The organism is Pseudomonas sp. Z8(2022) (assembly GCF_025837155.1).
Classification (GTDB): Bacteria; Pseudomonadota; Gammaproteobacteria; order Pseudomonadales; family Pseudomonadaceae; genus Aquipseudomonas.
This window is the reverse complement of the sequence record NZ_CP107549.1, coordinates 2,663,058-2,689,590: the sequence shown is the minus strand read 5'-3', so window position 1 is coordinate 2,689,590 and position 26,533 is coordinate 2,663,058. Positions and strand designations below refer to the sequence as shown.

Here is a 26,533-nt window from a genome sequence, read left to right as displayed (position 1 = left end):
GTCGGTGCATGAAAGGTCGCCAGTGTATAGATGAACGCGTGCAGCTTGAAGTCGCGAGGGCGAGCCGGATTGTTCGGTTGGCAGCTGTCGGTCTGCGTATAATCCGCGACTTTTTGGCGGCCAAGGGTGGAGTGCGCGATGCGCGAGCAATTGCTGGCGGTGGAGAAGATTCGGGCAATCGAGTGGCGCGATGGTGCGCTGTACCTGCTCGATCAGCGCCTGCTGCCGCATCGGCAAAGCTGGTTGCGCCTGGATACCGTGGCCGAGGTGGTCGATGCGATTCGCGACAGGGCGGTGCAAGGCGCGCCGGCCGTGGGCATTGCCGGCGCCTATGGCGTGGTGCTGGCGGCTCGCGCCCGGCTGCAGGCTGGGGGAGACTGGTGTGAGGCGCTGGAGGCGGATTTTGCCTGTCTCGAGCAGTTGCGCCCTGCGACGGTCAATCTGTACTGGGCGCTGCAGCACCTGCGTGAGCGCCTTGTGCGGCTCAAGGATGGCGACGATGCTCTGGCGTTGCTGGAGTTTGTGGCGCTGGGTATTCATGCCTCCGATCGCGAGGCGAATCTGACCATGGCGCAACTGGGCATGGAGCTGATCCGCAGGCATCAGGGCAATGCGCAGGTGTTGCTGACCCACGGCAATGCCGGTGCGCTGGCTACCGGGGGCTTTGGTACCGCGCTCGGGGTGGTTCGTGCGGCGCATCTCGAAGGGTTGATCGAGCGGGTTTATGTCGATGAAACCCGTCCCTGGTTGCAGGGAGCAAGGCTGACCGCATGGGAATTGGCCGCTGACGGCGTGCCGGTCAGTGTCAATGCCGATGCGGCTGCGGCGCACCTGATGAAGGTCAAGGGCATTACCTGGGCCGTTGTCGGGGCCGAGCGCATTGCAGCCAATGGCGATGTGATCAACGCCATCGGAACCTATCAGCTGGCGGTCAACGCCATGCATCACGGTGTGCGCCTGATGGTGGTGGCGCCCAGTTCGAGCATCGACATGAACCTGGAAAATGGCGAGGACCTCCTGTTCGAAGAATGCGAGGGTGACGAACTGCTGGAGGTTGCTGGGCATCGGGTGGCGGCCGACGTGCATGCGGTCAATCCGTCGTACGATGTGACGCCGGCGGATCTGGTTGACTACATCGTGACCGAGAAGGGCGTGGTCGAACGCCCCGATAGTGCCAAGCTGGCGCAACTGATGTGCCGCAAGCGTCTGCATTGACTGCCCATGCCCGGTCTTTGCGGGGTAGGTGTGTCGCGCGCTTTGTGGTAATCTCCGGCAGTTTTCAAGGGGGCTGGCAGCAGCCGCAGTCACTGCATCGAATCGTGACGTAACTCGTTGATTTGTCGTGAGTCGCTGATGGCCTGAGGCTATCGCGACGAGCTCCATGGCGTTCAGGAAGAATGACGCGGAGTTTCACCAGAAAAAGGAACCAGGCTTCTCATGGGCGAACTGGCCAAAGAAATCCTCCCGGTCAATATCGAAGACGAGCTGAAACAGTCCTATCTCGACTACGCGATGAGCGTGATCGTCGGGCGTGCGCTTCCGGATGCGCGCGATGGCTTGAAGCCGGTCCACCGTCGTGTGCTCTATGCCATGAGCGAGCTGGGTAACGACTGGAACAAGCCCTACAAGAAATCAGCCCGTGTGGTCGGCGACGTGATCGGTAAATACCACCCGCACGGCGACACGGCGGTGTACGACACCATCGTCCGTATGGCCCAGGACTTCTCCCTGCGCTACCTGCTGGTCGACGGTCAGGGCAACTTCGGTTCGGTGGACGGCGACAACGCTGCGGCCATGCGATACACCGAAGTGCGCATGACCAAGCTGGCTCACGAGCTGCTGGCCGACCTGGACAAGGAAACTGTCGACTGGGTGCCCAACTACGACGGCACCGAGCAGATTCCGGCCGTCATGCCGACCAAGGTGCCCAACCTGCTGGTCAACGGTTCTTCCGGTATTGCCGTGGGTATGGCCACCAACATCCCGCCGCACAACCTCACCGAGGTGATCGATGGCTGCCTGGCGCTGATCGACAATGCCGATCTGACCGTCGATGACCTGATGCAGTACATCCCCGGCCCTGATTTCCCTACTGCGGGCATCATCAATGGCCGCGCCGGCATCATCGAGGCCTACCGCACCGGCCGCGGACGCATCTACATCCGCGCCCGCGTCGAGGTCGAGGATATCGACAAGTCCGGCAACCGCCAGCAGCTGGTGGTCACCGAGCTGCCGTACCAGCTGAACAAGGCGCGTCTGATCGAGAAGATCGCCGAGCTGGTGAAAGAGAAGAAAATCGAAGGCATCACCGAACTGCGTGACGAGTCCGACAAGGACGGCATGCGCGTGGTGATCGAGCTGCGTCGCGGCGAAGTGCCGGACGTGGTGCTGAACAATCTGTACGCCCAGACCCAGATGCAGAGCGTGTTCGGCATCAACGTCGTGGCGCTGGTCGACGGTCAGCCGAAGACCATGAACCTCAAGGACATGCTCGAGGTGTTCGTCCGTCACCGCCGTGAAGTGGTGACCCGTCGGACCGTGTACGAGCTGCGCAAGGCGCGCGAGCGCGGCCACATCCTCGAAGGCCAGGCCGTTGCGCTGTCCAACATCGACCCGGTCATCGAGCTGATCAAGAGCTCGCCGACCCCGGCCGAAGCCAAGGAACGCCTGATTGCCACCGCCTGGGCGTCCAGCGCCGTGGAAGCCATGGTCGAGCGCGCCGGTGCCGATTCCTGCCGTCCGGAAGGGCTGGATCCGCAATACGGTCTGCGTGACGGCAAGTACTACCTGTCGCCGGAACAGGCCCAGGCCATCCTCGAGCTGCGTCTGCACCGCCTGACTGGCCTGGAGCACGAAAAGCTGCTGGCCGAATATCAGGAAATTCTCGGCCTGATCGGCGAGCTGATCCGCATCCTGACCAGTCCCGAGCGCCTGATGGAAGTCATCCGCGAGGAGCTGGAGAAGGTCAAGGCCGAGTTCGGCGATGTCCGCCGTACCGAGATCATCGCCTCGCGTCAGGACCTGACCATCGCCGACCTGATCACCGAGGAAGAGCGCGTCGTCACCATCTCCCACGGTGGCTATGCCAAGAGCCAACCGCTCGCCGCCTACGAGGCGCAGCGTCGCGGCGGCAAGGGCAAGTCCGCCACCGGCGTGAAGGATGAGGACTACGTCGAGCACCTGCTGGTGGCCAACAGCCACGCGACCCTGCTGCTGTTCTCCAGCAAGGGCAAGGTCTACTGGCTGCGTACCTTCGAGATTCCGGAGGCCTCGCGCGCTGCGCGTGGTCGTCCGCTAGTCAACCTGCTGCCGCTGGACGAAGGCGAGCGCATCACCGCGATGCTGCAGATCGACCTTGAGGCCCTGCAGCAGAGCGCGGGTGACGAGGACGAGCTGGAAGAACACGAGGGCGTCGTGCTGGAGGGCGAGGTGGTGGAGGCCGAGGAGGCCGATGACGCCGACGGCGATACCGCCGAGCTGGATGCCGAGCCGACTGGCGCGTACATCTTCATGGCCACCGCCTTCGGTACCGTGAAGAAGACCCCGCTGGTGCAGTTCAGCCGCCCGCGCAGTGCCGGTCTGATCGCGCTGAAGCTGGAGGAGGGCGACACCCTCATCGCCGCGGCCATCACCGATGGTGCCAAGGAAGTCATGCTGTTCTCCGACGCCGGCAAGGTGATCCGCTTCGCCGAGAGCAAGGTGCGCGAAATGGGCCGTACTGCCCGCGGCGTACGCGGCATGCGCCTGCCCAAGGGGCAGCAGCTGATCTCCATGCTGATCCCGGAAAGCGGCGCGCAGATCCTCACTGCCTCCGAACGCGGTTATGGCAAGCGCACCCCGCTGGGCAAGTTCCCGCGCCGCGGTCGTGGCGGTCAGGGTGTGATTGCCATGGTCACCAGCGAGCGTAACGGCAAGCTGGTCGGTGCCATCCAGGTGCAGGACGGCGAAGAAATCATGCTGATCTCCGACCAGGGCACCCTGGTACGTACCCGCGTCGACGAGGTCTCCAGTTCCGGCCGTAACACTCAGGGTGTGACCCTGATCAAGCTGGCCAAGGACGAGACACTGGTCGGCCTGGAGCGTGTGCAGGAGCCAACACCTGTCGATGAGGACGAACTGGTCGAAGGTGAAGAGGGCGCTGAAGTCGCCGAAAACGCCGACGTACCGGTCGCTGACGCCGAGGAAGGCGGCGAGCAATAGGATTGTAGGAGCGGTCGGGCGGCGAACCGCTTTGGTCGCGAAGCTTCCGTGCTTCGCTCGGGTTCGCGGCCAAAGCCGCTCCTACAGGTTCAGGTCGTAGGATGGGGTGGCCCCATCGAATGAATTGAGAGAAAAGAAGTGAGCAAGCGAGCATTCAACTTCTGCGCCGGCCCGGCCGCGCTGCCGACCGCTGTACTGCAACGCGCCCAGGCCGAGATGCTCGACTGGCAAGGCAAGGGCCTGTCGGTGATGGAAATGAGCCATCGCAGCGACGATTACGTGGCCATCGCCAGCCAGGCCGAACAGGACCTGCGCGATCTGCTCGCTGTGCCCAACGACTACAAGGTGCTGTTCCTGCAGGGCGGCGCCAGCCAGCAGTTCGCCGAAATCCCGCTGAACCTGCTGCCGGAAGGCGGCGTGGCGGACTATGTCGAGACCGGTATCTGGTCGAAGAAAGCCATCGAAGAAGCGCGTCGCTACGGCACCATCAATGTTGCCGCCAGCGCCAAGGCTTACGACTACTTCGCGATTCCCGGGCAAAACGACTGGCAGCTGTCGAAGAACGCCGCCTACCTGCACTACTGCAGCAACGAAACCATCGGCGGTCTGCAGTTCGACTGGGTACCGCAGACCGGTGACGTGCCACTGGTAGTGGACATGTCCTCGGACATCCTCTCGCGCCCCATCGACGTGTCGCAGTTCGGCCTGATCTACGCCGGTGCGCAGAAGAACATCGGTCCCAGCGGCCTGGTGGTGGTGATCTTGCGTGAAGACCTGCTCGGTCGGGCACGCTCCAGTTGCCCGACCATGCTCGACTACAAGATCTCCGCCGACAATGGCTCGATGTACAACACCCCGGCGACCTATTCCTGGTACCTCTCCGGCCTGGTCTTCCAGTGGCTCAAGGAGCAGGGCGGCGTCGAGGCCATGGAGCGTATCAACCGCGCCAAGAAGGATCTGCTGTACAAGGCCATCGATGACAGTGACTTCTACAGCAACCCCGTTGCGCACAATGCGCGCTCGTGGATGAACGTGCCGTTCCGCCTGGCCGACGAGAAGCTGGACAAGGCCTTCCTCGCCGGCGCCGATGAGCGCGGCCTGCTCAACCTGAAGGGTCACCGTTCGGTCGGCGGCATGCGTGCGTCGATCTACAACGCGGTCGGCCTGGATGCGGTCGAGGCGCTGGTGGCCTACATGGCCGAGTTCGAGAAGGAGCACGCCTGATATGTCCGAGCAGGAACTGCAAGCGCTGCGCGTACGTATCGACAACCTCGACGAGCGCATCCTCGAGCTGATAAGCGACCGCGCGCGCTGCGCCGAAGAAGTGGCTCGGGTGAAGATGAAGGAGCTGAAGGAAGGCGAGTCGCCGGTCTTCTACCGTCCCGAGCGCGAGGCTCAGGTGCTCAAGCGCGTGATGGAGCGCAATCAAGGGCCGTTGGGCAACGAGGAAATGGCGCGACTGTTCCGCGAAATCATGTCCTCCTGCCTGGCCCTGGAGAACCCGCTGAAGGTCGCTTATCTCGGCCCGGAGGGCACTTTCAGTCAGGCGGCTGCGATGAAGCATTTCGGTCACGCCGTGGTCAGCGTGCCGATGGCAGCCATCGACGAAGTGTTCCGTGAAGTGGCGGCCGGCGCGGTCAACTTCGGCGTGGTGCCGGTGGAGAACTCCACCGAAGGTGCAATCAATCACACCCTCGACAGCTTTCTCGAACACGACCTGGTCATCTGCGGCGAGGTGGAGCTGCGTATCCACCATCACCTGCTGGTGGGCGAAACCACCAAGACCGACAAGATCACCCGTATCTATTCCCACGCCCAGTCCCTGGCCCAGTGTCGCAAGTGGCTGGACGCGCACTATCCGAATGTTGAGCGTGTTGCAGTTTCCAGCAACGCCGACGCAGCCAAGCGGGTGAAGAGTGAGTGGAACAGCGCGGCCATCGCCGGCGACATGGCGGCCAGTCTCTATGGCCTGACCAAGCTGGCCGAGAAGATCGAGGATCGCCCGGACAACTCCACGCGCTTTCTTATCATCGGCAACCAGGAAGTACCGCCGACCGGTGATGACAAGACCTCGATCATCGTTTCCATGCGCAACAAGCCGGGCGCGCTGCACGAGCTGCTGGTGCCGTTCCACAACAACGGCATCGACCTGACCCGTATCGAAACCCGCCCGTCGCGCAGCGGCAAATGGACTTACGTATTCTTCATCGACTTCATCGGCCATCACCGTGATCCGCTGATCAAGGACGTTCTGGAGAAGCTCGCGCAGGATACCGTGGCCCTCAAGGTGCTGGGTTCGTATCCGAAGGCGGTACTGTAAGTCGCGCCCTTGCACGAGGGGCTCGGCCGCGATGTTCGCGATTGAGGTCGCTCCTGCGCAGCCTGTGGCGTTCGGTCGAGACAATGAGGTTTTGTGATGAGTTGCGATTTCCTGACCCTGGCCCAGCCAGGGGTGCAAAAGCTGTCCCCCTATGTACCAGGTAAGCCGGTCGATGAACTGGCCCGGGAGTTGGGGCTCGATCCGGCCGGTATCGTCAAGCTGGCCAGCAACGAGAACCCGCTTGGCCCCAGCGACAAGGTACTGGCTGCGATTCGTGCCGAGCTGGACGAGCTGACCCGTTACCCGGACGGCAATGGCTTCACCCTCAAGACCGCTCTCGCGGCGCGCTATGGCGTGGATGCCGCTCAGGTCACGCTGGGCAATGGTTCCAACGACATCCTCGAGCTGGTCGCGCGGGCCTATCTGGCGCCCGGCCTCAATGCGGTGTTCAGCGACTACGCCTTCGCCGTATATCCAATCGCCACCCAGGCGGTCGGCGCGCAGGGCAAGGTCGTGCCGGCCAAGGATTACGGTCACGACCTGCCAGCAATGCTGGCGGCCATCGATGACAACACGCGTGTCGTTTTCATCGCCAACCCCAACAACCCGACCGGCACCTGGTTCGGCCCGGACGCGTTGGAAGCCTTCCTGGCCAAGGTGCCGGAGTCGGTGCTGGTGGTGCTGGACGAGGCGTATATCGAGTACGCCGAAGGCGACGAACTGCCGGACGGTCTGGACTACCTGGCGCGCTATCCCAACCTGCTGGTGTCGCGCACTTTCTCCAAGGCCTATGGCCTGGCTGCGCTACGCGTGGGCTATGCGATCAGTTCGCCGGCGATCGCCGATGTGCTCAACCGTGTACGTCAGCCGTTCAACGTCAACAGTCTCGCCCTGGCCGCTGCCTGCGCCGCGCTGACCGATGCCGACTACCTCGCCGAGAGTCGTCGCCTCAACGATGCCGGTATGCAGCAACTGGAAGAGGGGCTGCGCGCACTGGGGCTTAGCTGGATTCCGTCGAAGGGCAACTTCATCGCCGTCGACTTCGGCCGCGATACTGCCGCGATCAACCAGGCGCTGTTGCGTGAGGGGGTGATCGTGCGGCCGACGGCGGGTTACCGCATGCCCAACTTCCTGCGTGTCTCCATTGGTCTGCCGAAAGAGAACGCACGTTTCCTCGAGGCACTGGCCAAGGTGCTGTCGGCGTGACTGTCACTTCGGTGCAAACGAATGCACCCAGAATCGGCCGGCTGGTGGTGGTCGGCCTCGGTCTGATCGGGGGCTCCTTTGCCAAGGGGCTGCGCGAGCGCGGCCTGTGCCGGGAAGTGGTGGGTGTCGATCTGGATGTCGAATCGCGTCGCCTGGCAGTGCAGTTGGGAGTTGTCGACCGCTGCGAGAGCGACCTGGCTGTCGCCTGTCAGGGGGCTGAGGTCATTCAGCTGGCTGTGCCTATCCTGGCCATGGAGAAGCTGCTGGCTCAGCTGGCCAGGCTCGATCTCGGCACTGCCGTGCTGACTGACGTGGGCAGCGCCAAGGGCAATGTCGTGCGTGCGGCGCGTTTGGCCTTTGCTGATAATGCCGTGCGCTTCGTGCCCGGGCATCCCATCGCCGGCTCCGAGCAGAGCGGGGTGGAGGCGGCCAACGCCGAGCTGTTCCGCCGCCACAGGGTCATTCTCACGCCTTGCGAGCACAGTGATGAGGCAGCCGTGGCGTTGGTCGAGGGCTTGTGGCGTGAGCTTGGTGCTGACGTCGAAGCCATGGATGTGGAACATCACGACCAGGTACTCGCCGCCACTAGTCATCTGCCGCACCTGCTGGCCTTTACTCTGGTCGACTCGCTGGCCAAACGCAGCGAGAACCTGGAAATTTTCCGCTATGCCGCTGGCGGTTTCCGCGACTTCACGCGGATTGCTGGCAGTGATCCGGTGATGTGGCACGATATCTTCCTCGCCAACCGTGAGGCCGTGCTGCGCACGCTGGACACGTTTCGCGACGACCTCGACGCTCTGCGCGACGCGGTCGACGCCGGGGATGGGCATCAACTGCTGGGCGTATTTACCCGCGCCCGCGTTGCCCGCGAACATTTCAGTAAAATTCTCGCCCGCAGGGCCTATGTGGACGCTATGCACTCGACCGATCTGATTTTCCTGGCAAAACCTGGTGGCAGCCTGTCCGGACGTATTCGCGTACCCGGTGACAAGTCCATCTCGCACCGTTCGATCATGCTGGGTTCGCTGGCCGAAGGGACTACCGAGGTCGAGGGCTTCCTCGAGGGTGAGGACGCGTTGGCGACCCTGCAGGCATTCCGCGACATGGGTGTGGTGATCGAGGGGCCGCACCACGGTCGCGTGACCATTCATGGCGTCGGCCTTCACGGTCTGAAAGCGCCGGCCGGCCCGCTGTATATGGGCAACTCGGGCACGTCCATGCGTCTGCTTTCAGGTCTGTTGGCCGGGCAACCATTCGACACCACGCTGACTGGCGACGCTTCACTGTCCAAGCGTCCAATGAATCGTGTGGCCAAGCCGCTGCGGGAGATGGGGGCGGTCATTGAAACCGGACCGGAAGGCCGTCCTCCGCTCAACATCAAGGGCGGCCAGCGCCTGACAGGCATGGACTACGAGATGCCCATGGCCAGTGCCCAGGTCAAATCCTGCCTGTTGTTGGCAGGCCTGTACGCCGCCGGCAGCACCTCGGTCACCGAGCCGGCGCCAACCCGTGATCACACCGAGCGCATGCTGCGTGGCTTCGGCTACCCGGTCAGTGTCGACGGAAGCACGGCCTGCGTCGAGTCCGGTCATGGGCTGACGGCCACCCGTATCGAAGTGCCGGCTGATATCTCGTCGGCGGCTTTCTTCCTGGTGGCGGCCAGCATTGCAGAGGGCTCCGAGCTGGTGCTGGAGCACGTCGGCATCAACCCGACCCGCACTGGCGTGATCGACATCCTCAAGCTGATGGGCGGCGACATTACCCTGGAGAACCAACGCGAAGTGGGTGGCGAGCCGGTGGCCGACATTCGTGTGCGTGCAGCCAGGCTCAAGGGGATCGACATCCCGGAAGATCTGGTGCCTCTGGCGATCGACGAGTTCCCAGTGTTGTTCGTGGCGGCGGCCTGTGCCGAGGGTCGCACCGTGCTGCGTGGCGCTGAAGAACTGCGGGTCAAGGAATCTGATCGTATTCAGGTCATGGCCGATGGCCTGATCTCTTTGGGCGTCAAGGCAGAGCCGACCCCTGATGGCATCATCATCGAGGGCGGCCCCATTGGGGGGGGCGAAGTCTGGGCGCATGGCGACCACCGTATCGCCATGTCCTTCAGTGTCGCGTCGCTGCGCGCCACCGCACCGATCCGAATCCATGACTGTGCCAATGTCGCCACCTCCTTCCCCAACTTCCTCTCCCTCTCGGCGGAAGTGGGTATCAACGTGGCCGTCGAGGAGACCGCATGAGCGCCCCGGTGATCGCCGTCGATGGGCCGAGCGGGTCCGGCAAGGGCACGCTTTGCGCGCTGCTGGCCAGGCAGCTCGGCTGGAATCTGCTCGATTCCGGCGCGCTCTATCGCCTGTTGGCCTTCGCGGCCGGCAATCACGGTATCGACCTGACCAACGAAGAGGCGCTCAAGCAACTGGCTGCGCATCTGGATGTGCAGTTCATCGACAAGCGCATCATCCTCGAAGGTGAGGAGGTGACCGACGCCATTCGTAACGAACAGGTGGGGGCGGGGGCTTCGATGGTGGCTTCGCTGCCGGCCGTACGTGATGCGCTGCTGCAGCGGCAGCGGGCGTTTCGGGAAATGCCGGGCCTGGTGGCTGATGGTCGCGATATGGGCACCGTGGTGTTCAGCGATGCGCCGCTGAAGATTTTTCTCACCGCCAGCGCCGAGGAGCGTGCTCGTCGGCGTTACCTGCAGTTGAAGGCCAAGGGAGATGATGTTAATCTCGCGAGTCTTCTCGACGAGATTCGGGCGCGCGATGAGCGTGATACCCAGCGCGCAGTGGCTCCACTCAAGCCGGCAGCCGACGCGATCCTGCTGGACTCCACCGAGCTTTCCATCGAGCAAGTGCTGGAACGAATTCTGCGCGAGGTCGCTGAACGCGATCTCGCCGGTTAAGGGTTATCGGTTGCCTTAAATCGATGAACTCGCAAGGAGGCATGCGGGAGACCAGTCCCTGTCCCGCAGGCCTCTTTTTACATGAACGAACCCACATGGTCTGGAATGTGGTTTGGGCGAATCCCCGCCCTTGATCAACAGGAATCAACATGAGCGAAAGCTTTGCAGAACTATTTGAAGAAAGCCTGAAATCCCTCGACATGCAGCCGGGTGCCATCATCACCGGTATCGTGGTCGACATCGACGGTGACTGGGTTACCGTTCACGCCGGCCTGAAGTCCGAGGGCGTCATCCCGCTCGACCAGTTTTTCAACGAACAAGGCGAGCTGACCATCAAGGTCGGTGACGAAGTCCACGTCGCGCTGGACGCGGTTGAAGATGGCTTCGGTGAAACCAAGCTGTCCCGCGAGAAAGCCAAGCGCGCTGAATCCTGGCTGGTTCTGGAAGCTGCGTTCAACGCTGAAGAAGTGGTCAAGGGCGTTATCAACGGTAAGGTCAAAGGCGGCTTCACCGTTGACGTCAACGGCATCCGTGCGTTCCTGCCGGGTTCCCTGGTTGACGTCCGTCCGGTGCGTGATACCACTCACCTGGAAGGCAAAGAGCTGGAATTCAAGGTCATCAAGCTCGACCAGAAGCGCAACAACGTTGTCGTTTCCCGTCGCAGCGTCCTGGAGGCCGAGAACAGCGCCGAGCGCGAAGCTCTGCTGGAGTCCCTGCAGGAAGGCCAGCAAGTCAAAGGTATCGTCAAGAACCTCACCGACTATGGTGCGTTCGTCGACCTGGGCGGCGTAGACGGCCTGCTGCACATCACCGACATGGCCTGGAAGCGCATCAAGCATCCGTCCGAAATCGTCAACGTTGGCGACGAGATCGACGTCAAGGTTCTGAAGTACGACCGCGAGCGCAACCGTGTATCTCTGGGTCTGAAGCAGCTGGGTGAAGACCCATGGGTTGCCATCAAGGCTCGTTACCCGGAAAACACCCGCGTTGTTGCCCGTGTCACCAACCTCACCGACTACGGCTGCTTCGCCGAGCTGGAAGAGGGCGTGGAAGGCCTGGTACACGTTTCCGAAATGGACTGGACCAACAAGAACATCCACCCGTCGAAAGTCGTTAACGTCGGCGACGAAGTGGAAGTCATGGTTCTGGACATCGACGAAGAGCGTCGTCGTATCTCCCTGGGTATCAAGCAGTGCAAGACCAACCCGTGGGAAGACTTCTCCGGTCAGTTCAACAAGGGTGACAAGATCTCCGGCACCATCAAGTCGATCACCGATTTCGGTATCTTCATTGGTCTGGACGGCGGCATCGACGGCCTGGTTCACCTGTCCGACATCTCCTGGAACGAAGCCGGCGAAGAAGCCGTGCGTCGCTTCAAGAAGGGCGACGAGCTGGAAACCGTCATCCTGTCGGTTGACCCGGAGCGCGAGCGCATCTCCCTGGGCATCAAGCAGCTGGAAGACGATCCGTTCAGCAACTACGTCTCCATCAACGACAAGGGCACCATCGTCCGTGGCGTTGTGAAAGAAGTAGACGCCAAGGGTGCCATCATCGACCTGGGCAACGAGATCGAAGCTACCCTGAAAGCCTCCGAAATCAGCCGTGACCGCGTTGAAGACGCGCGCAACGTCCTGAAAGAAGGCGACGAAGTAGAAGCCAAGATCATCAGCGTCGACCGCAAGTCCCGCGTCATCAGCCTGTCCGTCAAGTCGAAAGACGTTGAAGACGAGAAGGATGCGATGAAGGAACTGCGTAACAAGCAAGACGTTGAAAGCACTGGCCCGACCACCCTTGGTGATCTGCTCCGTGCTGAAATGGAAAAACAGAACTAAGTTCGGTTTTCCATCCAGAAAAAGGCGACCTTCGGGTCGCCTTTTTTCGTTTCAGGGGCTCGCTCTGTTGCTGCGTATCAGCCTCCCCTGATACGCATTGCGGCTTGTAAATTTCCTTCCAGGCTCATTGCTAAGATCGACAGGGTATTTGCTTGTGGTCGAGTGCGATGAGGTCGACATATAGACGACCAATCCCGTATTGCGCTAACACCTTGTTTTTTAGGCTGTTCAAAAGCTGATCAGCGTGCTAAAACCAAGCCGTCGAGTCATCTAGCCGCTTGAAAAAGAAGGGAAAACCATGACCAAGTCGGAGTTGATCGAAAGAATCGTCACTCATCAGGGGCAACTGTCTTCCAAGGATGTCGAGCTGGCCATCAAGACCATGCTGGAGCAAATGTCTCAGGCACTGGCGACGGGGGATCGCATCGAAATTCGTGGCTTTGGCAGCTTCTCGCTGCACTATCGCGCGCCGCGCGTCGGGCGCAATCCGAAAACCGGCCAGTCGGTGCGTCTGGATGGCAAGTTCGTACCACACTTCAAGCCGGGCAAGGAGCTACGTGATCGGGTCAATGAGGATGAGTGACTGCGCTTTGCCCTTTGTTGCGGGTGGCAAGTCTCCTGATTAGGCGGTCGCCCGGCGTCATGCTTTTGTCATGCTTGAGAAATCATGAAAAACCGGCAAAATGTGCGGGCTTTCACAAGGCGCGCCTTCGCCAGTTTTCAGCTAGTTCAGTTAATTGCCTTATCTGAACAGTCAGCCGCGCTACTGGGTTGATTCCCTTTAAATTTCGCCAGCGTTAAGGGATTGGCTCGTGCGGTACCCCTCCATTGTTCACCACGGCGCCGTAACAGGCGTGACGGGCTCCTGTCATCAGCTGCAGATGGATGCTGAGCATTCGCTGCTGATTGATTGCGGCCTCTTTCAAGGCGCCGAAACCTCCCCTGAAGGCCGGGCAGGCGCCGGCAAGCTCGCAATCGACTTCTCTCTGGACGGCATCAAGGCGCTGGTCTCGACTCATGTCCATATCGACCACGTTGGCCGCATCCCCTATTTGTTAGCGGCTGGCTTCAAAGGCCCGATTCTTTGCAGTGAGCCGTCTGCCAAGTTGTTACCCATCGTCCTCGAGGATGCCTTCAAGCTCGGTTTCAGCCGCGACCAGAAACAAGTCGAGCGCTACCTAAAACTGATCGACCAGCGCATCGTCGCCTTGCCCTACAAGCAGTGGTTCAGCTTGATCGACACGCCGCAGCTCAAGGCTCGCATTCGTTTGCAGCGTGCTGGCCACATCCTTGGCTCGGCCTACGTCGAAGTGGATGTTCACTACCCCGATACGGGTGAGAAAAAACGCATCGTATTTTCTGGTGATCTGGGGGCGCCACACGCACCAATCCTCTCGGCCCCGAAAGCCCCATACAAAGCAGATATCCTGGTCATCGAAAGCACTTACGGCGACCGGCTACACGAAGACCGTCGCAGTCGACGTGCGCGACTGGAGAAAGTGCTCGAACATGCGTTGAGCAACCAGGGCACGGTCATGATTCCGGCCTTCAGCATTGGTCGCACTCAAGAGTTGCTCTACGAACTTGAGGACATCATCCATCGCAGAGCACTGAAAGAGTCAGCTAAGGTTCAATCGAGTGCTTCCACGCCGAAAGCAAGCAAAGCTCCAGCGCTCGACTGGGCAAATTTGCCGATCATTCTCGACTCTCCGCTGGCCAGTCGTTTTACGGCGGTGTATCGCGAGCTTGATCACTTCTGGGATGCAGAGGCGAGGGCGCGCCTGGCCAAAGGCCGTAACCCACTGGCCTTTCGTAACCTGCTCACGGTCGACAGCCACCAGGCCCACCTGGCCATGGTCAACCGTCTGGCGAAAACCGCTCAACCGGCCATCGTCATCGCGGGTAACGGTATGTGCTCCAGCGGGCGTATCGTCAACTACCTCAAAGCCATGCTGGGCGATGCACGACATGATGTGCTGTTTGTCGGCTACCAGGCTGAAGGCACGCCTGGACGACAGATCCAGCGCTTTGGCCCGCGTAGTGGCTATGTGGAATTTGACGGGCAGCGCTATGACATTCGAGCTCAGGTGCATACCATAGGCGGCTATTCAGCTCATGCGGATCAAGCAGGGTTAATGAGATTTATTACGGGTATGCGTAAGTGGCCTGATGAAGTTCGCATCGTGCATGGAGATAGGCAGGCCAAATTGGCTTTCGCGCAATGCCTACGTGGCGCCTATGCACACGGCGGGCGTTCTTTTGAAGCTGTAATCCCCGGTTAATGTCATCGGATATGAAAATCTTTTTGTGGCGAAATGCCGGTATTGCAGACGCTGAGAGTACTTCTTTCTTCAGTATTTTGAGTGTGCTTAGAGGGCGTGAAAGCTATCAACGCTGCTGTGGCTGCCAATTCTGCTTCAGTTGGAATGCTCTCCAGTTATGCCGCTGATGCGCGTGAGTCATCTTGATCGCCTTTTCAACCTCGGCATGCGAGGGATGACGCTACTTGCCAAATTTTTGCTGATCTTCTTTCTTGCCAGATTTCTAGAACCTCATGAGCTGGGTCTTTATGGGTTGTTGGTTGCTGCAATAGGTTATGCCCTCTATTTGCTGGGGCTTGACTTCTATGCTTACACAACCCGAGAGCTCCTCAAGTACGACAGGGCTCATTGGGGCGGGATGCTGAAAAGTCAGGGCGCATTAACGTTGGTGCTTTATAGCATTGTGTTGCCGTTGCTCTTGCTGGTGTTTGTGGGGGGGAAGCTGCCTTGGTGGGCTGCTGGTTGGTTTTTCGCGTTGATCATTCTTGAACACCTCAATCAGGAGGCTTCGCGCTTGCTGATTGCAGTTTCAGATCCATTGTTCGCCAGTGCCGCACTGTTCTTGCGCCAGGGGGCTTGGGTGCTACTACTCGTGCCGGCGATGTATGCCGATCCTGATATACGCATGTTGGCCAGTGTGCTGGTGGCTTGGACAGTAGGTGGCTTCGTGGCTCTATCTCTGTGCGTATGGCGATTGATATCGATGCGGATGGGGGGGTGGTCTCTGCCAGTCGATTGGTCTTGGATCGTCAAAGGTGTCAGGGTTGCTCTGCCGTTGTTGGTCGCTACCCTTGCAATACGTGCTTTGTTCACGATTGATCGCTACTGGCTGGAGAGCCTGGCGGGGCTTGATGTACTGGGTGCTTACGTATTGTTCATAAGCATTGCCACTGTTATGGGAGCATTCCTCGAGGCTGGAGTTTTCGTGTTTGCCTATCCGGGGTTGATTGCAGCTTTTCAAAAGGAGCAGCCGGCCAACTTCAGGCTGGGTATGCGTAAGCTCTGCATGCAGACCGTTTTTCTCGTGATTGGATTCTGTATCCTCGCGTTGTCGCTAATCGATCCTTTGCTCCACTGGCTTGATCGCCCGCTGTATCGCGAGCATGTTGAAGTGTTCCCCTGGGTTTTGCTGGCGATGGCACTCTACAATCTCAGTATGATTCCTCACTACGCACTGTATGCGCAGCGGTTGGATCGGGCGATCATTCAAAGTCATATCGTGGCTTTGCTGCTGTTCGTGCCGGTTACTTGGTCACTCGTTTCTACTTGGCCTACGTTGGCTGTTCCCGTCGGCCTTTGCGTTGCCTTTTCACTGGTGCTCGTCTGGAAAGTAGCGGCCTATATTCGGCTCACTCCGGTGCGGTATCGCCATCACAGCCCTGCATCAGGGGTTTAATGTAAGGACTTACCCATGCTTCAAAATAAAACCATTCTCATTACCGGGGGCACTGGCTCTTTCGGCAACACATTCGTGCCGATGACATTGGCAAAATACAATCCCAAGAAAATTATCATCTTCTCTCGCGATGAGATGAAACAATGGGACATGGCCAAGAAATTCGAAGGCGACCCGCGTGTTCGCTTCTTTATTGGCGATGTTCGCGACAAAGATCGCCTCTATCGCGCCCTCGATGGCGTGGATTACGTGGTACATGCCGCCGCGACCAAGATCGTTCCGACCGCTGAATACAATCCGTTCGAATGCATCAAGACCAATATCAATGGGGCCATGAACCTGATCGATGCCTGCATCGACAAGGGCGTCAAGCGTGTGGTCGCACTCTCCACCGACAAGGCCAGCAGCCCGATCAACCTTTACGGTGCCACCAAGCTAGCCTCGGACAAGCTGTTCGTCGCGGGCAACTCCTATGCTGGTGGTCACGATACCCGCATGGCGGTGGTGCGTTACGGAAACGTGATGGGTTCGCGGGGGTCAGTGATCCCGTTCTTCATGTCGATCAAGGACAAGGGCGTGCTGCCGATCACCGATGAGCGCATGACCCGCTTCATGATCTCGCTCGAGGAGGGCGTCGAACTGGTCTGGCATGCATTCGAAGACATGGTTGGCGGGGAAATCTACGTCAAGAAGATCCCGTCCATGAAGGTGACGGACCTGGCCCGAGTGGTCGCCCCGGAAGCCCGCCTGGAAGTCGTCGGCATTCGCCCCGGTGAGAAGCTGCACGAGCAGATGATCAGCGCTGAAGACGCCTACTACACCTACGAATACCCGGAGCACTTCAAGATCCTGCCCACAATCCACGACTGGGGCACCTGCGCAAAGCGCATCAAGGATGGCATCAAGGTGGCGGAAGGTTTTGTCTATTCCAGTGACAACAACAGCGAGTGGATGAGTGATGCCCAACTGCAAGCCTGGATCGACAGCAACCGTGAAAAGATCGGGAGCATCTGAATAATGATCCCCTACGGTCGCCAAGACATCAGTCAGGCCGACATCGATGCGGTTCTGGATGTCCTGAAATCCGACTTCCTTACCCAGGGCCCACAGGTACCTCGCTTCGAGCAAAACGTGGCCCTGCACGTGGGTGCCAGCCATGCGCTGGCAGTCAACAGTGCCACCTCGGCGCTGCATATCGCTTGCCTGGCGTTGGGGCTTGGCCCGGGTGATGTGTTGTGGACCACGCCGATTACCTTTGTTGCGTCGGCAAATTGCGCGCTGTACTGCGGTGCAGGTGTGGATTTCGTCGACATCGATCCGCGCACCTATAACCTCTGTCCAAAAGCATTGGCCGACAAGCTGGAGCAGGCCGAGCGAGACGGCAAGCTGCCCAAGGTTTTGGTCGCGGTACACCTGAGCGGTCAGCCCTGCGACATGCAGGCTATCGGCGCTCTTGCGCAGCGCTACGGCTTCAAGATCATCGAAGATGCCTCCCACGCCATTGGGGGCAAGTACCGAGGCGAGTTCATCGGCAGTTGCCGCTATAGCGATATCACCGTTTTCAGCTTCCACCCGGTGAAGATCATCACGACTGCCGAAGGTGGCATGGCGCTTACCAACGATGCTGAGTTGGCCAGCAAGATGGCTCTCTTGCGCAGTCATGGGATAACCCGTGATGCAAATCAGATGACTCATGAAGCCGATGGCCCGTGGTACTACCAGCAGATCGACCTGGGCTTCAACTACCGAATGACGGAGCTGCAAGCGGCTCTCGGCAACAGCCAGATGGAGCGACTGGATCAGTTCGTTGCGCGTCGCCACCAGTTGGCCAGCCGCTATGACACGCTGCTTGCCGAGCTGCCTGTCACCACTCCCTGGCAGCACCCGGACAGCTACTCCGGCCTGCATCTTTATGTCATCCGTCTGCAGCTGGACAAGATCGGCAAAACTCATCGACAAGTGTTCGAAGCCCTGCGCGAACAGGGCGTCGGTGTAAACCTGCATTACATACCCGTGCACACCCAGCCGTATTACCAGCGAATGGGGTTCCGACAGGGGGACTTCCCTGAGGCCGAGCGCTATTACGCCGAGGCGATTAGCTTGCCGATGTTTCAAGCATTGAGAGAGCATGAGCAGGGGCAGGTTGTTAAAGTATTGAGGCGTGCATTAGGAATTCACGGTGGTTGAGGGCGTTTCCCACCGTTCAATTTGCCAAGTCATCTTTAAATATGGGCAGGGTGAATAATGAAAATTGCAGTAATTCCAGCCCGTGGGGGCAGCAAGCGAATTCCCCGCAAGAATATCAAGCTGTTTTACGGAAAGCCTATTATCGCATGGTCTATTGAGGCAGCATTAAACAGCGGCTGTTTCGATCAGGTCATCGTTTCTACTGATGATGAGGAAATAGCGGAAGTTGCCCGAGCGCATGGGGCTACCACTCCATTTGTTCGGCCTGCGACATTATCGGATGACTATACAGGTACCATCCCAGTTATAGCGCATGCTATTAAGTGGGTGAATACGAATTCTGAACAGCAGGTCACGCTGGCTTGCTGCATTTACGCCACAGCTCCTTTTACGTCTACAGTGGATTTAAAAAAGGGGCTGGATATGATGGCCGATGAATACTGCGATTATGCTTTTGCTGTTACCAGCTACGCTTTTCCTATTCAGCGGGCTATACGTATTACCAAGGAGCAGCGGGTGGAAATGTTCGATTCCACGCAATTTAACACGCGCTCTCAGGATCTTGAAGAGGCCTGGCATGATGCAGGCCAGTTCTGTTGGGGTAAGGCGGAAGCCTGGTTGAACGGAAAACCGGTATTTTCGCAGGACGCCGCTCCGGTTGTGCTTCCTCGCTATCGTGTACAGGATATCGATACGCTGGAAGATTGGGTGAGAGCAGAATGCCTATATAGAGTCATGCAGGAAACGCAGCGCTCATGAACGTAGTTATTCGTGTGGATGCCTCGCAGCATATGGGGTCGGGCCATGTTATGCGATGCGTTTCTCTGGCTGAGGTCTTGATTGAGCGCAATCATGAGGTGGTATTTGTCTGTGTGGCTTTCGTCGGCTCTTTGATTAAAGAGTTGACTGAAAGAGGTTTTCAGGTCTGGCCTTTGCCAGCAGTAAGGCAAGAGTTTTCCGATTCCGGATGGGATTGGCTGCAAGATGCGGAGAATACCTTAGGAGTGCTTAACAACAATGCTTATGAGCCAGACTGGGTAATTGTTGACCATTATCAGTTGGATGGTCGCTGGCATAACGCCGTAGTTCAATGTGGCGCTCACATTGCTGTTATAGATGACTTGGCCAATCGGCAGTATGCCTGTGACTTGCTAGTGGACCAGAATGCTATTTCTTCAATCCACGAGCGTTATCCCGCTCTGGTTCCGGAATATTGTCAACTACTGTTGGGGCCGCGCTTCACTCTGTTACGCCGGGAGTTTAGTCAGGTATTCGACTTGCGTATATCCAAACAGAAGTGGCTGAGCCAGCAGGGATATATTGTTGTTTTCATGGGTGGGGCAGACTCTGGAAATAATACGCAGAAAGTGCTGGAGTCTCTTATTACTCAAGGTATGCCGTACCCGTTGCATGTATTAGTTGGCGTAATGAATACACGGCAGTCAGAGTTACAGACATGGTGCCAGTCTCATGGCGTAGCCTTTACGGTAGCACACCGACAAATAGGACCTTTACTGGCGGAGACCAGGGCAGCCATTGTCGCTTGTGGTATGTTCGCTGTTGAGTTGCAGGCGTTGGAGATACCATGTCTATTGACGCCACTATCTGATATTCAGAAGGATGTAGCTGAGTACTTTATCAGTAATGGTCGTGCTTTAATGTTGCCCCTGGAGAGTTTGGGATCGTCAGAGCACGTAACTATTGCTTTGAGTCGTTTGTTAAACCTGCCTTGGGAGCCAGATGGGCGTGGTGTGGTTCCTTTGGACGGGGCTCGACGAATTGTAGAAATTATGGAAGAGAGTTTTAGATGAAAGACATTAGGTCACATTACAATGATTTACTAAAAATGCATGGCGATACATATGAAGCCGCGCAATATTCTTCTAAGGAATCACAGGAAGCCCGATTCAAAGTATTGACCGGCGTTGCGGATTTGGATGGTGCTAAAATATTGGATTTTGGTTGCGGGACAGGGCATTTCGCCACGTACCTGAAGCAGCAAGGGATCTCTGTAAGTTATACGGGCGTTGATATAGTTGATGAATTTTTCGTCTATGCGAAGGATAAACATCCTGAGCATAGATTTGGGAGTTGGGAAGATTTTTGTGAGGAAACGTTTGATTACGTTTTTGTAAGCGGTGTTTTTAATAATCGCATTGAAGATAACTGGTTTTTTTTCAGTGCTACGATCCAAAAGCTTTTTGCTATAGCGGGGAAGGGCGTGGCGTTCAATCTCATGAGTAGCCATGTTGATTACTATGATGATGGCCTTTGGTATGTGGAGCCAGAAAAAGTATTTGGTTTTATTAAAGGCCTTACGCCGTATGTTTCTATTCGGAATGATTATGTTGTAAAAGAGACGATAGTGCCATTCGAGTTTGCAGTTTATGCTTACAAATTGGCGAATCGGCCATGAATGTATCGATAGTAGGTGGAGGTATTTCTGGCTGCCTGCTGGCTTTGAAGTTTTCTGATCTCGGGCACGCTGTCTCTCTCTACGAGGCGAGTGACTGTCTGGGTGGTATATGCAGGGATGTTCAAGTAGGCGAGAAACTATTTTTCAGTAACTGTCAGTATCTGAATGTTGGTGCTGAGAGTCATGCTCTTTTCAAAAGAGTCGAAGGTGTTGATCTCTTTGAGTTTCCGCATCGCTATGGATCTGTGAACGATCTTTTCGGAGATTTAGTTATTTATGATGACTTTGCCCAAGTTGTGGTGCCGGGCCAGTCTGACGTTACGGTGTCTGATCATGACAATAATACAGTGGCTGAGCGCTTGGGTGCCTATGAGCCTGTTGTGGCTGATGCGTTATTGTCATGGGCAAAAAGGTTTGGGGATCTGCATAACCTAGATGCCGGTAACTGCACGCACATGCAGCTTGGGCGCGTCTTCTATTCAGATGCCGTAGAGCGCGTTCGGAATACGAAAGAAGAATCTCCGTGGGCAAATGATATGCTTGGTCTGCCAAGGCATTTATTTGAGCCACCGTTAGCTGTTCAGGCCGCGGCACTGCCGGCACATGGTTATAATAATTTTTTTGACGCTATTCATACAGAGATGGTAAAGCGCGGGGTAATGGTGCATTTACAGGCGCCGGTAACACCGCGCATGATCTCAGGGAAATTAGAGTTCAGTGTCAGGAAGAAAAAATTACCTGATGACTTGAAAGTATGGTGTGCGAACCCCACTGCCTTGGCTCATTTGGTCACCGGGCGTCGTCTGGAGATGCCAGCGATGTCTTGCTTCAATCTGGTGGCAACCTTGGATATAGAGCCGGAAGGGGTGCCAGTTTACTACCAGACGTTCTTGCGTGATTCGCCATTCTTGCGAATTTTTAAATATGACTTGCAAGGTGTGAGCAAGATAACTGTTGAAGGTTTCGATACAGGGCGTTCTTGCGGTGAGCTCATAACAGAACTTAATGCACTGATGCGGCGGATGGGATGGGCTTGCAAGGTGACCTCGGAGCATCTTGTGCTGCAGAAGCGATATACACTATTGACGCTTTCTGACAAAGAGACCCTAAGCCTGCTTGCCTCTTCATTGGCTGAACATGCTGTAATTCCGGGCGGCTGGCAATTTTATGGTCGTGATGAAAAAGTTAAAGCGGCATTCTCGGCTTTTCAGTGTACGGAGGCCTCCTCATGCGCTGTGCAATAATGCAGCCAACCTACTTGCCCTGGGCAGGTTACTTCAATTTGATGGCCTCAGTCGATGTGTTCGTTTTCTTGGATGATGTGCAGTACGAACAGCAGTCATGGCAGAATCGAAACAGAATTCTGTTAGATGGCAAAGAGCATTATCTTACAGTACCCATTAAGAACGTATCGCATAAAACGATGCTTGCTGATATACAGCTGGTTGAAAATAAACATTGGAAAACTAAACACTGGAAGACTTTGGTTTCAGCTTATCGCAAAGCACCCTATGGGGATGAGCTCTTAGATTGCCTCTATCCAATATTTAATGAAGAGTCATTTTCACATCTTGTGCCGCTGAACCAGCGAATTATTCTTGAGTTGGCTGATAGGGCTGGATTGGCGATAAAGTGTATTTCTGCCTCAGAGCTCAATTGCGGCGGGCATAGAACGGAACATGTTATTGCGATATGTGAGAAGCTAGGGTGTGATACCTACCTATCTCCACAAGGTGCGAGAGAGTATCTCGAGTCCGATGGCTTTTCATTGAAGACAACTATAAATTTGGAGTTTCAAAACTATAGTCCGGCCGATTACGAGCAGTATCGTACTGATCTCTTTCACTCCCACCTTTCGTTTATCGATGTTGTGGCTATCCAAGGCTTCAAGCAGGCTGGAAATTATGCAATGGAGAGTTTATGAGCAAGTATATTGAAGTTGCGGGTGTGGGTATTGGGGAGGGCTGCCCTCCTTTTATCATTGCGGAAATGTCCGCTAACCACGGCGGCAGCCTAGAGCGAGCTAAAAAGCTAGTAACCGCTGCATTAGAGGCAGGTGCTTCGGCGGTTAAGCTCCAAACATATACGGCAGATACTATAACTTTGCGTAGCGACAATGAGGAATTTCGTATTTCCGGAGGATTATGGGACGGGCGTACGCTTTATGATCTATACGAGGAGGCGCATACTCCCTGGGAGTGGCACAAGCCATTGTTCGAACATGCCCGGAAAATTGGGATTACCATGTTCAGTTCGCCCTTCGATAACACGGCTGTAGACCTACTAGAAGACCTCAACGCGCCGGCGTACAAAATCGCCTCTTTTGAGGCTGTAGATCTGCCATTGATCAAATATGTAGCCAGCACTGGAAAACCGATGATTATCTCCACGGGTATGGCAGATGCTGAGGAAATTCAGGAGGCCATCGAGGCGGCACGTGAAGGCGGCTGCAAAGAGCTGGCAATCCTCCATTGCGTCAGTGGCTACCCGGCTCCAGCCGAGGATTACAACCTGCGCACCATCCCGGACATGATCCAGCGCTTTGGTCTGGTAACGGGTCTATCCGACCACACGTTGGATAACACCACAGCTATAGCTAGCGTGGCGCTGGGTGCTTCCATCATCGAGAAGCACTTCACTCTGGATCGCAGTGGCGGTGGACCCGACGACAGCTTCTCCTTGGAACCGAAAGAGCTGGAAGCCCTGTGCCGAGACAGCAAGACGGCTTGGGCCGCCTTGGGTCGAGTTGACTATGGAAGGAAGTCAAGTGAGCAGGGTAATGTCAAATTCCGTCGGTCTTTGTATTTTGTTAAGGATTTGGCAGCGGGAGAAATCATTACTGCGGATTCTGTCCGTAGTGTAAGGCCGGGTTTTGGGATGCATCCAAAGTATTATGAAAAGTTGATTGGTAGAGTGGTTGTTAATTCAGTAAAGGCATTTGCTCCAGTGCGGCCTGATGACTTGAGTTTTAAAGATGATTAAAGGTTTTTGGCGCGCTTCGTACTCAGAAATTTTTTCTTATTTTCTTCTTGAGGTTCCTGGTTTTAATGCGCCGCAGCGTATAGTGAAAGCCTATGGTTCAAGATTGAGGGCTTTTTGTAGTCTGCCAATTTCTTTATTCAATCGAGGAAGGGCGGATGTGCTTTTTTGTGGGGGGAGATTTGCTGATCTGATTCGTGTGGTTGATATGCACAGGTCTGTAAAGGTTTTAGGGGGGGGCAAGGAATTATATTTTTCACTTTTGGGGCGTTTTGGCTATTTTTGTTCTTGGGGGCTTTCCTATCGAGCCTATAAAATATTCTTATCAAAAGATGAATTGGCTCTCGAGGAGCTGGTAGGGCGATGTGAGAGGTTGCTCCGTCAATGGGGAATCAAAGCGGTAGTGGTGATGAGTGACTCACTGCCATTAGAGAGAGTATGGATTCTAGCTGCACGTAGAGTGGGTGTTCGCAGTATATGTATTCAGCATGGACTATTCTCTGAGTCGGGTGGCGTTATCAATGATGGAAAGTATGCGGACGTCATGGCTGCATACGACCAATGTCAGGTCGATATTCTGAAGCGTACTGGTGCCTTGAATCCTGTTGTTTTTGGTTTCTATGGGGATGTCAAGTCGCGAGTATGGCGTGAGCAGCGCTCGGTTGTCTGTATTTTGGGGCAGCCGTTGCCTCAGTACTATGAGGATAAAGGAGATGTTTATAAGAGTCTTCTGTCTTCTCTGGTATCTATACTCTCACTTGGAGGTATTCATATTGTGTATAAGCCTCATCCTGGCGAGGCTGGGGTTCGTGATTATATTGATGGCGGTGTTGAGTTGACTGATTTGTCGCTGGATGCTGTTTTTGATGAATATGATATATTTCTTTCTTTTACCTCCACAGCTTTGTTTGAGGCTTCGCTGGCTGGCAAGTTGGCTATACAGATTTTTGATGAGCGTTTGTCGTCGGAGCGATTTTCTGAAATGGGATATGCTCACACGCTTCAAAGTAACTCGTTAGATAGTCAGCTTCTTGAGTTGATTAGGATGGGGAGTCCCTTTATGCCTTTTTCTGATTCTCGTACGGTCGCTCAGCGGTTTCTCGCGCTTATGGAGGATCATTGTTTATGATTGAAGATATGTATGAGGAAAAAAATCCTCTTGGTTATTTCGATAATATTCGTATGGATGTGATCTCTTTTATTGATAAGCCGGCTGGCGAAGTTTTAGAGATTGGTTGCGGTGCCGGTGGTACATTGTCTTATTTAAAATCTAATGGCCTTGCTCAGCATGTGGTTGGGATTGATATTGCTAGCAGCCAAATAGAAGTCGCTCTGCGGCAAGGGGTGGATGAGGCCTTTGTCTCTAATCTAGATGATTTGGAGGAGATACTGCATGGACGTACCTTTGACGCTATTCTCATGCTGGATGTGTTGGAGCATCTTGTTGATCCATGGTCTGTTCTAAAGCGCATCTCTGGTTTTTTGAGGCCTGGTGGGCGTGCTTATGTGAGCCTGCCTAATGTACAAAGTGTCCGGGTTTTGGTGCCGTTGTTGATGGGGCAGTGGCGGTACAAAGAGTTAGGGATTTTAGATAAGACGCATTTGCGCTTTTTTACTAAGCGAACAGCAGTTGAATTGCTGCGGGGGGCTGGTTTTGAGTTGGAAAGTGTGCATCACAAGCTTGAGTCTCACACTTTACCAAGACTCATTAATTTTTTGACATTGGGTGTTTTTAAGCGCTACCTAACAGTTCAATATATTCTAGTTGGACGCATATAGTATTTAGGCTGGGTGTTGAGTATGGCGCGGGTTGCTGTGTTGATTGCTACTTATAATGGTAGCCGTTATCTATCGAGTCAGATTGATTCTATTTTGGCTCAGGATGTAAAGGATTCTGATATTTTTGTCTCTGATGATGGGTCTTCTGATTCTACCCTGTCCATCTTGGGAGAGTATTCCGAGAGGTTGATAGAGCCCTCGTTAAACGTATTCGCGGGGCCAAGAAAAGGCTTTGCATGGAATTTCATTTCCCTGCTGAGTAGGGCTGGTGATAATTATGATTTTTATGCTTTTTCTGATCAGGACGATGTGTGGGAGTGCGATAAGTTAAGCCGAGCGATTTCGGCTTTGGGTGATCTGGGAGAGCAGATTCCTGCTGTCTATTGTGCGCGCACCCGGTTAGTAGATGAGGCAGAGAATGAGATTGGTTTTTCGCCGCTATTCTCGATAGAGCCATCTTTCAAGAATGCTCTTGTTCAGAGTATCGGGGGGGGCAATACTATGGTTATGAATCGGGCGGCGCGCGACCTGCTGGTAAAGGTCCCGTCGGGGTTGAATATTGTTTCTCATGACTGGCTTGCCTATTTATTGGTAACTGCTTGTGGCGGTCGCGTGATTTATGATGCCTATCCATGTTTGCGCTATCGACAGCATGGTGCGAATTTGGTCGGAGCAAATAACTCATTTCTAAATCGATTGTCTCGTATGCGGCAACTGCTTGCGGGGCGATTTAAGGGGTGGTCTGATTCGAATATAGAGGTTTTGAATTATTTTAAAGACGAAATGACTCCGCTGAATCGTTCTGTGTATGATGCCTTTTTGCAAGGGCGTGAGGGGGGGGTGATGAAGCGTTTGGTCGCTTTTAAAAAATCTGGCGTCTTCCGGCAGTCGTCATTAGATAATTTGGGGTTGTGGCTGGCTATGCTTTTTAAACGTATCTAGGTTCTGTACGAAAAGTCCGAACGGGTAGAATCGGCGCCATGACCGGCTGGAGGCCC

22 protein-coding genes are annotated in these 26,533 nt (G+C 55.9%); all 22 read left to right on the top strand.

Going from position 1 to position 26,533, the window contains the following annotated elements; translation table 11 throughout:
• The first annotated feature begins 138 nt into the window (after positions 1-138).
• Positions 139-1,215 carry an S-methyl-5-thioribose-1-phosphate isomerase gene (mtnA, locus tag OEG79_RS12780; protein ID WP_264145381.1) on the top strand — a complete coding sequence of 359 codons (1,077 nt, stop codon included), beginning with the start codon at positions 139-141 and terminating at the stop codon, positions 1,213-1,215.
• Positions 1,216-1,437: 222 nt separating this feature from the next.
• The gene (gene gyrA, locus OEG79_RS12775) at positions 1,438-4,200 is read left to right on the top strand and encodes a DNA gyrase subunit A (RefSeq protein WP_264145380.1); all 2,763 of its coding nucleotides are present in this window, start codon (positions 1,438-1,440) and stop codon (positions 4,198-4,200) included.
• Between the two features lie 138 nt (positions 4,201-4,338).
• Positions 4,339-5,424, top strand: a complete 1,086-nt coding sequence (serC, locus tag OEG79_RS12770) for a 3-phosphoserine/phosphohydroxythreonine transaminase (RefSeq protein ID WP_264145379.1) — start codon at positions 4,339-4,341, stop codon at positions 5,422-5,424.
• Between the two features lies 1 nt (position 5,425).
• On the top strand, positions 5,426-6,520 hold the full coding sequence (gene pheA, locus OEG79_RS12765) for a prephenate dehydratase (protein WP_264145378.1): 1,095 nt from the start codon (positions 5,426-5,428) through the stop codon (positions 6,518-6,520).
• 96 nt (positions 6,521-6,616) lie between these two features.
• Positions 6,617-7,726 carry a histidinol-phosphate transaminase gene (hisC, locus tag OEG79_RS12760; protein WP_264145377.1) on the top strand — a complete coding sequence of 370 codons (1,110 nt, stop codon included), beginning with the start codon at positions 6,617-6,619 and terminating at the stop codon, positions 7,724-7,726.
• Entirely contained in the window at positions 7,723-9,963 is a 2,241-nt protein-coding gene (locus OEG79_RS12755; protein WP_264145376.1) for a bifunctional prephenate dehydrogenase/3-phosphoshikimate 1-carboxyvinyltransferase, read from the top strand. Before hisC ends, OEG79_RS12755 begins: the two co-directional genes overlap by 4 nt.
• Positions 9,960-10,625: a (d)CMP kinase gene (gene cmk / locus OEG79_RS12750; RefSeq protein WP_264145375.1), complete on the top strand. Its 666-nt coding sequence runs from the start codon at positions 9,960-9,962 to the stop codon at positions 10,623-10,625. The genes OEG79_RS12755 and cmk overlap by 4 nt, the downstream gene beginning before the upstream one ends.
• Before the next feature lie 149 nt (positions 10,626-10,774).
• Positions 10,775-12,457: a 30S ribosomal protein S1 gene (gene rpsA, locus OEG79_RS12745; protein ID WP_264145374.1), complete on the top strand. Its 1,683-nt coding sequence runs from the start codon at positions 10,775-10,777 to the stop codon at positions 12,455-12,457.
• A gap of 298 nt (positions 12,458-12,755) precedes the next feature.
• A complete protein-coding gene (gene ihfB, locus OEG79_RS12740) occupies positions 12,756-13,040 on the top strand; it encodes an integration host factor subunit beta (RefSeq protein WP_003243558.1) in 285 nt (94 codons plus the stop codon).
• Positions 13,041-13,269: 229 nt separating this feature from the next.
• Positions 13,270-14,739 (top strand): MBL fold metallo-hydrolase RNA specificity domain-containing protein, encoded by a 1,470-nt coding sequence (locus OEG79_RS12735; RefSeq protein ID WP_264145373.1) that lies wholly within the window; start codon positions 13,270-13,272, stop codon positions 14,737-14,739.
• A gap of 157 nt (positions 14,740-14,896) precedes the next feature.
• Positions 14,897-16,174: a lipopolysaccharide biosynthesis protein gene (locus tag OEG79_RS12730; RefSeq protein WP_264145372.1), complete on the top strand. Its 1,278-nt coding sequence runs from the start codon at positions 14,897-14,899 to the stop codon at positions 16,172-16,174.
• 15 nt (positions 16,175-16,189) lie between these two features.
• Positions 16,190-17,188 carry a UDP-N-acetylglucosamine 4,6-dehydratase (inverting) gene (gene pseB, locus OEG79_RS12725; protein ID WP_264145371.1) on the top strand — a complete coding sequence of 333 codons (999 nt, stop codon included), beginning with the start codon at positions 16,190-16,192 and terminating at the stop codon, positions 17,186-17,188.
• 3 nt (positions 17,189-17,191) lie between these two features.
• Positions 17,192-18,361: a UDP-4-amino-4,6-dideoxy-N-acetyl-beta-L-altrosamine transaminase gene (gene pseC / locus OEG79_RS12720; RefSeq protein WP_264145370.1), complete on the top strand. Its 1,170-nt coding sequence runs from the start codon at positions 17,192-17,194 to the stop codon at positions 18,359-18,361.
• Positions 18,362-18,418: 57 nt separating this feature from the next.
• Positions 18,419-19,120, top strand: a complete 702-nt coding sequence (pseF, locus tag OEG79_RS12715; RefSeq protein WP_264145369.1) for a pseudaminic acid cytidylyltransferase — start codon at positions 18,419-18,421, stop codon at positions 19,118-19,120.
• On the top strand, positions 19,117-20,172 hold the full coding sequence (gene pseG / locus OEG79_RS12710; RefSeq protein ID WP_264145368.1) for a UDP-2,4-diacetamido-2,4,6-trideoxy-beta-L-altropyranose hydrolase: 1,056 nt from the start codon (positions 19,117-19,119) through the stop codon (positions 20,170-20,172). The genes pseF and pseG overlap by 4 nt, the downstream gene beginning before the upstream one ends.
• Positions 20,169-20,777: a class I SAM-dependent methyltransferase gene (locus OEG79_RS12705; protein ID WP_264145367.1), complete on the top strand. Its 609-nt coding sequence runs from the start codon at positions 20,169-20,171 to the stop codon at positions 20,775-20,777. The genes pseG and OEG79_RS12705 overlap by 4 nt, the downstream gene beginning before the upstream one ends.
• Complete coding sequence (locus OEG79_RS12700; protein ID WP_264145366.1) at positions 20,774-22,021, top strand: NAD(P)-binding protein; 1,248 nt, start codon at positions 20,774-20,776, stop codon at positions 22,019-22,021. The genes OEG79_RS12705 and OEG79_RS12700 overlap by 4 nt, the downstream gene beginning before the upstream one ends.
• Positions 22,006-22,701, top strand: coding sequence for a WbqC family protein (locus tag OEG79_RS12695; RefSeq protein ID WP_264145365.1), 696 nt, complete (start codon positions 22,006-22,008; stop codon positions 22,699-22,701). Before OEG79_RS12700 ends, OEG79_RS12695 begins: the two co-directional genes overlap by 16 nt.
• A complete protein-coding gene (gene pseI, locus OEG79_RS12690; protein WP_264145364.1) occupies positions 22,698-23,759 on the top strand; it encodes a pseudaminic acid synthase in 1,062 nt (353 codons plus the stop codon). The genes OEG79_RS12695 and pseI overlap by 4 nt, the downstream gene beginning before the upstream one ends.
• Positions 23,752-24,885, top strand: a complete 1,134-nt coding sequence (locus OEG79_RS12685; protein ID WP_264145363.1) for a hypothetical protein — start codon at positions 23,752-23,754, stop codon at positions 24,883-24,885. Before pseI ends, OEG79_RS12685 begins: the two co-directional genes overlap by 8 nt.
• Positions 24,882-25,535: a class I SAM-dependent methyltransferase gene (locus tag OEG79_RS12680; protein WP_264145362.1), complete on the top strand. Its 654-nt coding sequence runs from the start codon at positions 24,882-24,884 to the stop codon at positions 25,533-25,535. Before OEG79_RS12685 ends, OEG79_RS12680 begins: the two co-directional genes overlap by 4 nt.
• Positions 25,536-25,556: 21 nt before the next feature.
• Positions 25,557-26,477 carry a glycosyltransferase family 2 protein gene (locus OEG79_RS12675; RefSeq protein WP_072424716.1) on the top strand — a complete coding sequence of 307 codons (921 nt, stop codon included), beginning with the start codon at positions 25,557-25,559 and terminating at the stop codon, positions 26,475-26,477.
• Positions 26,478-26,533: the final 56 nt, after the last annotated feature.

Bases quoted from the DNA above. Each gene is read 5' to 3' on its own strand.
- mtnA (WP_264145381.1), top strand. From the start codon at position 139: ATGCGCGAGCAATTGCTGGCGGTGGAGAAGATTCGGGCAATCGAGTGG.
- gyrA (WP_264145380.1), top strand. From the start codon at position 1,438: ATGGGCGAACTGGCCAAAGAAATCCTCCCGGTCAATATCGAAGACGAG.
- pheA (WP_264145378.1), top strand. From the start codon at position 5,426: ATGTCCGAGCAGGAACTGCAAGCGCTGCGCGTACGTATCGACAACCTC.
- hisC (WP_264145377.1), top strand. From the start codon at position 6,617: ATGAGTTGCGATTTCCTGACCCTGGCCCAGCCAGGGGTGCAAAAGCTG.
- cmk (WP_264145375.1), top strand. From the start codon at position 9,960: ATGAGCGCCCCGGTGATCGCCGTCGATGGGCCGAGCGGGTCCGGCAAG.
- rpsA (WP_264145374.1), top strand. From the start codon at position 10,775: ATGAGCGAAAGCTTTGCAGAACTATTTGAAGAAAGCCTGAAATCCCTC.
- ihfB (WP_003243558.1), top strand. From the start codon at position 12,756: ATGACCAAGTCGGAGTTGATCGAAAGAATCGTCACTCATCAGGGGCAA.
- OEG79_RS12730 (WP_264145372.1), top strand. From the start codon at position 14,897: ATGCCGCTGATGCGCGTGAGTCATCTTGATCGCCTTTTCAACCTCGGC.
- pseB (WP_264145371.1), top strand. From the start codon at position 16,190: ATGCTTCAAAATAAAACCATTCTCATTACCGGGGGCACTGGCTCTTTC.
- pseC (WP_264145370.1), top strand. From the start codon at position 17,192: ATGATCCCCTACGGTCGCCAAGACATCAGTCAGGCCGACATCGATGCG.
- pseF (WP_264145369.1), top strand. From the start codon at position 18,419: ATGAAAATTGCAGTAATTCCAGCCCGTGGGGGCAGCAAGCGAATTCCC.
- pseG (WP_264145368.1), top strand. From the start codon at position 19,117: ATGAACGTAGTTATTCGTGTGGATGCCTCGCAGCATATGGGGTCGGGC.
- OEG79_RS12705 (WP_264145367.1), top strand. From the start codon at position 20,169: ATGAAAGACATTAGGTCACATTACAATGATTTACTAAAAATGCATGGC.
- OEG79_RS12700 (WP_264145366.1), top strand. From the start codon at position 20,774: ATGAATGTATCGATAGTAGGTGGAGGTATTTCTGGCTGCCTGCTGGCT.
- OEG79_RS12695 (WP_264145365.1), top strand. From the start codon at position 22,006: ATGCGCTGTGCAATAATGCAGCCAACCTACTTGCCCTGGGCAGGTTAC.
- pseI (WP_264145364.1), top strand. From the start codon at position 22,698: ATGAGCAAGTATATTGAAGTTGCGGGTGTGGGTATTGGGGAGGGCTGC.
- OEG79_RS12685 (WP_264145363.1), top strand. From the start codon at position 23,752: ATGATTAAAGGTTTTTGGCGCGCTTCGTACTCAGAAATTTTTTCTTAT.
- OEG79_RS12680 (WP_264145362.1), top strand. From the start codon at position 24,882: ATGATTGAAGATATGTATGAGGAAAAAAATCCTCTTGGTTATTTCGAT.
- OEG79_RS12675 (WP_072424716.1), top strand. From the start codon at position 25,557: ATGGCGCGGGTTGCTGTGTTGATTGCTACTTATAATGGTAGCCGTTAT.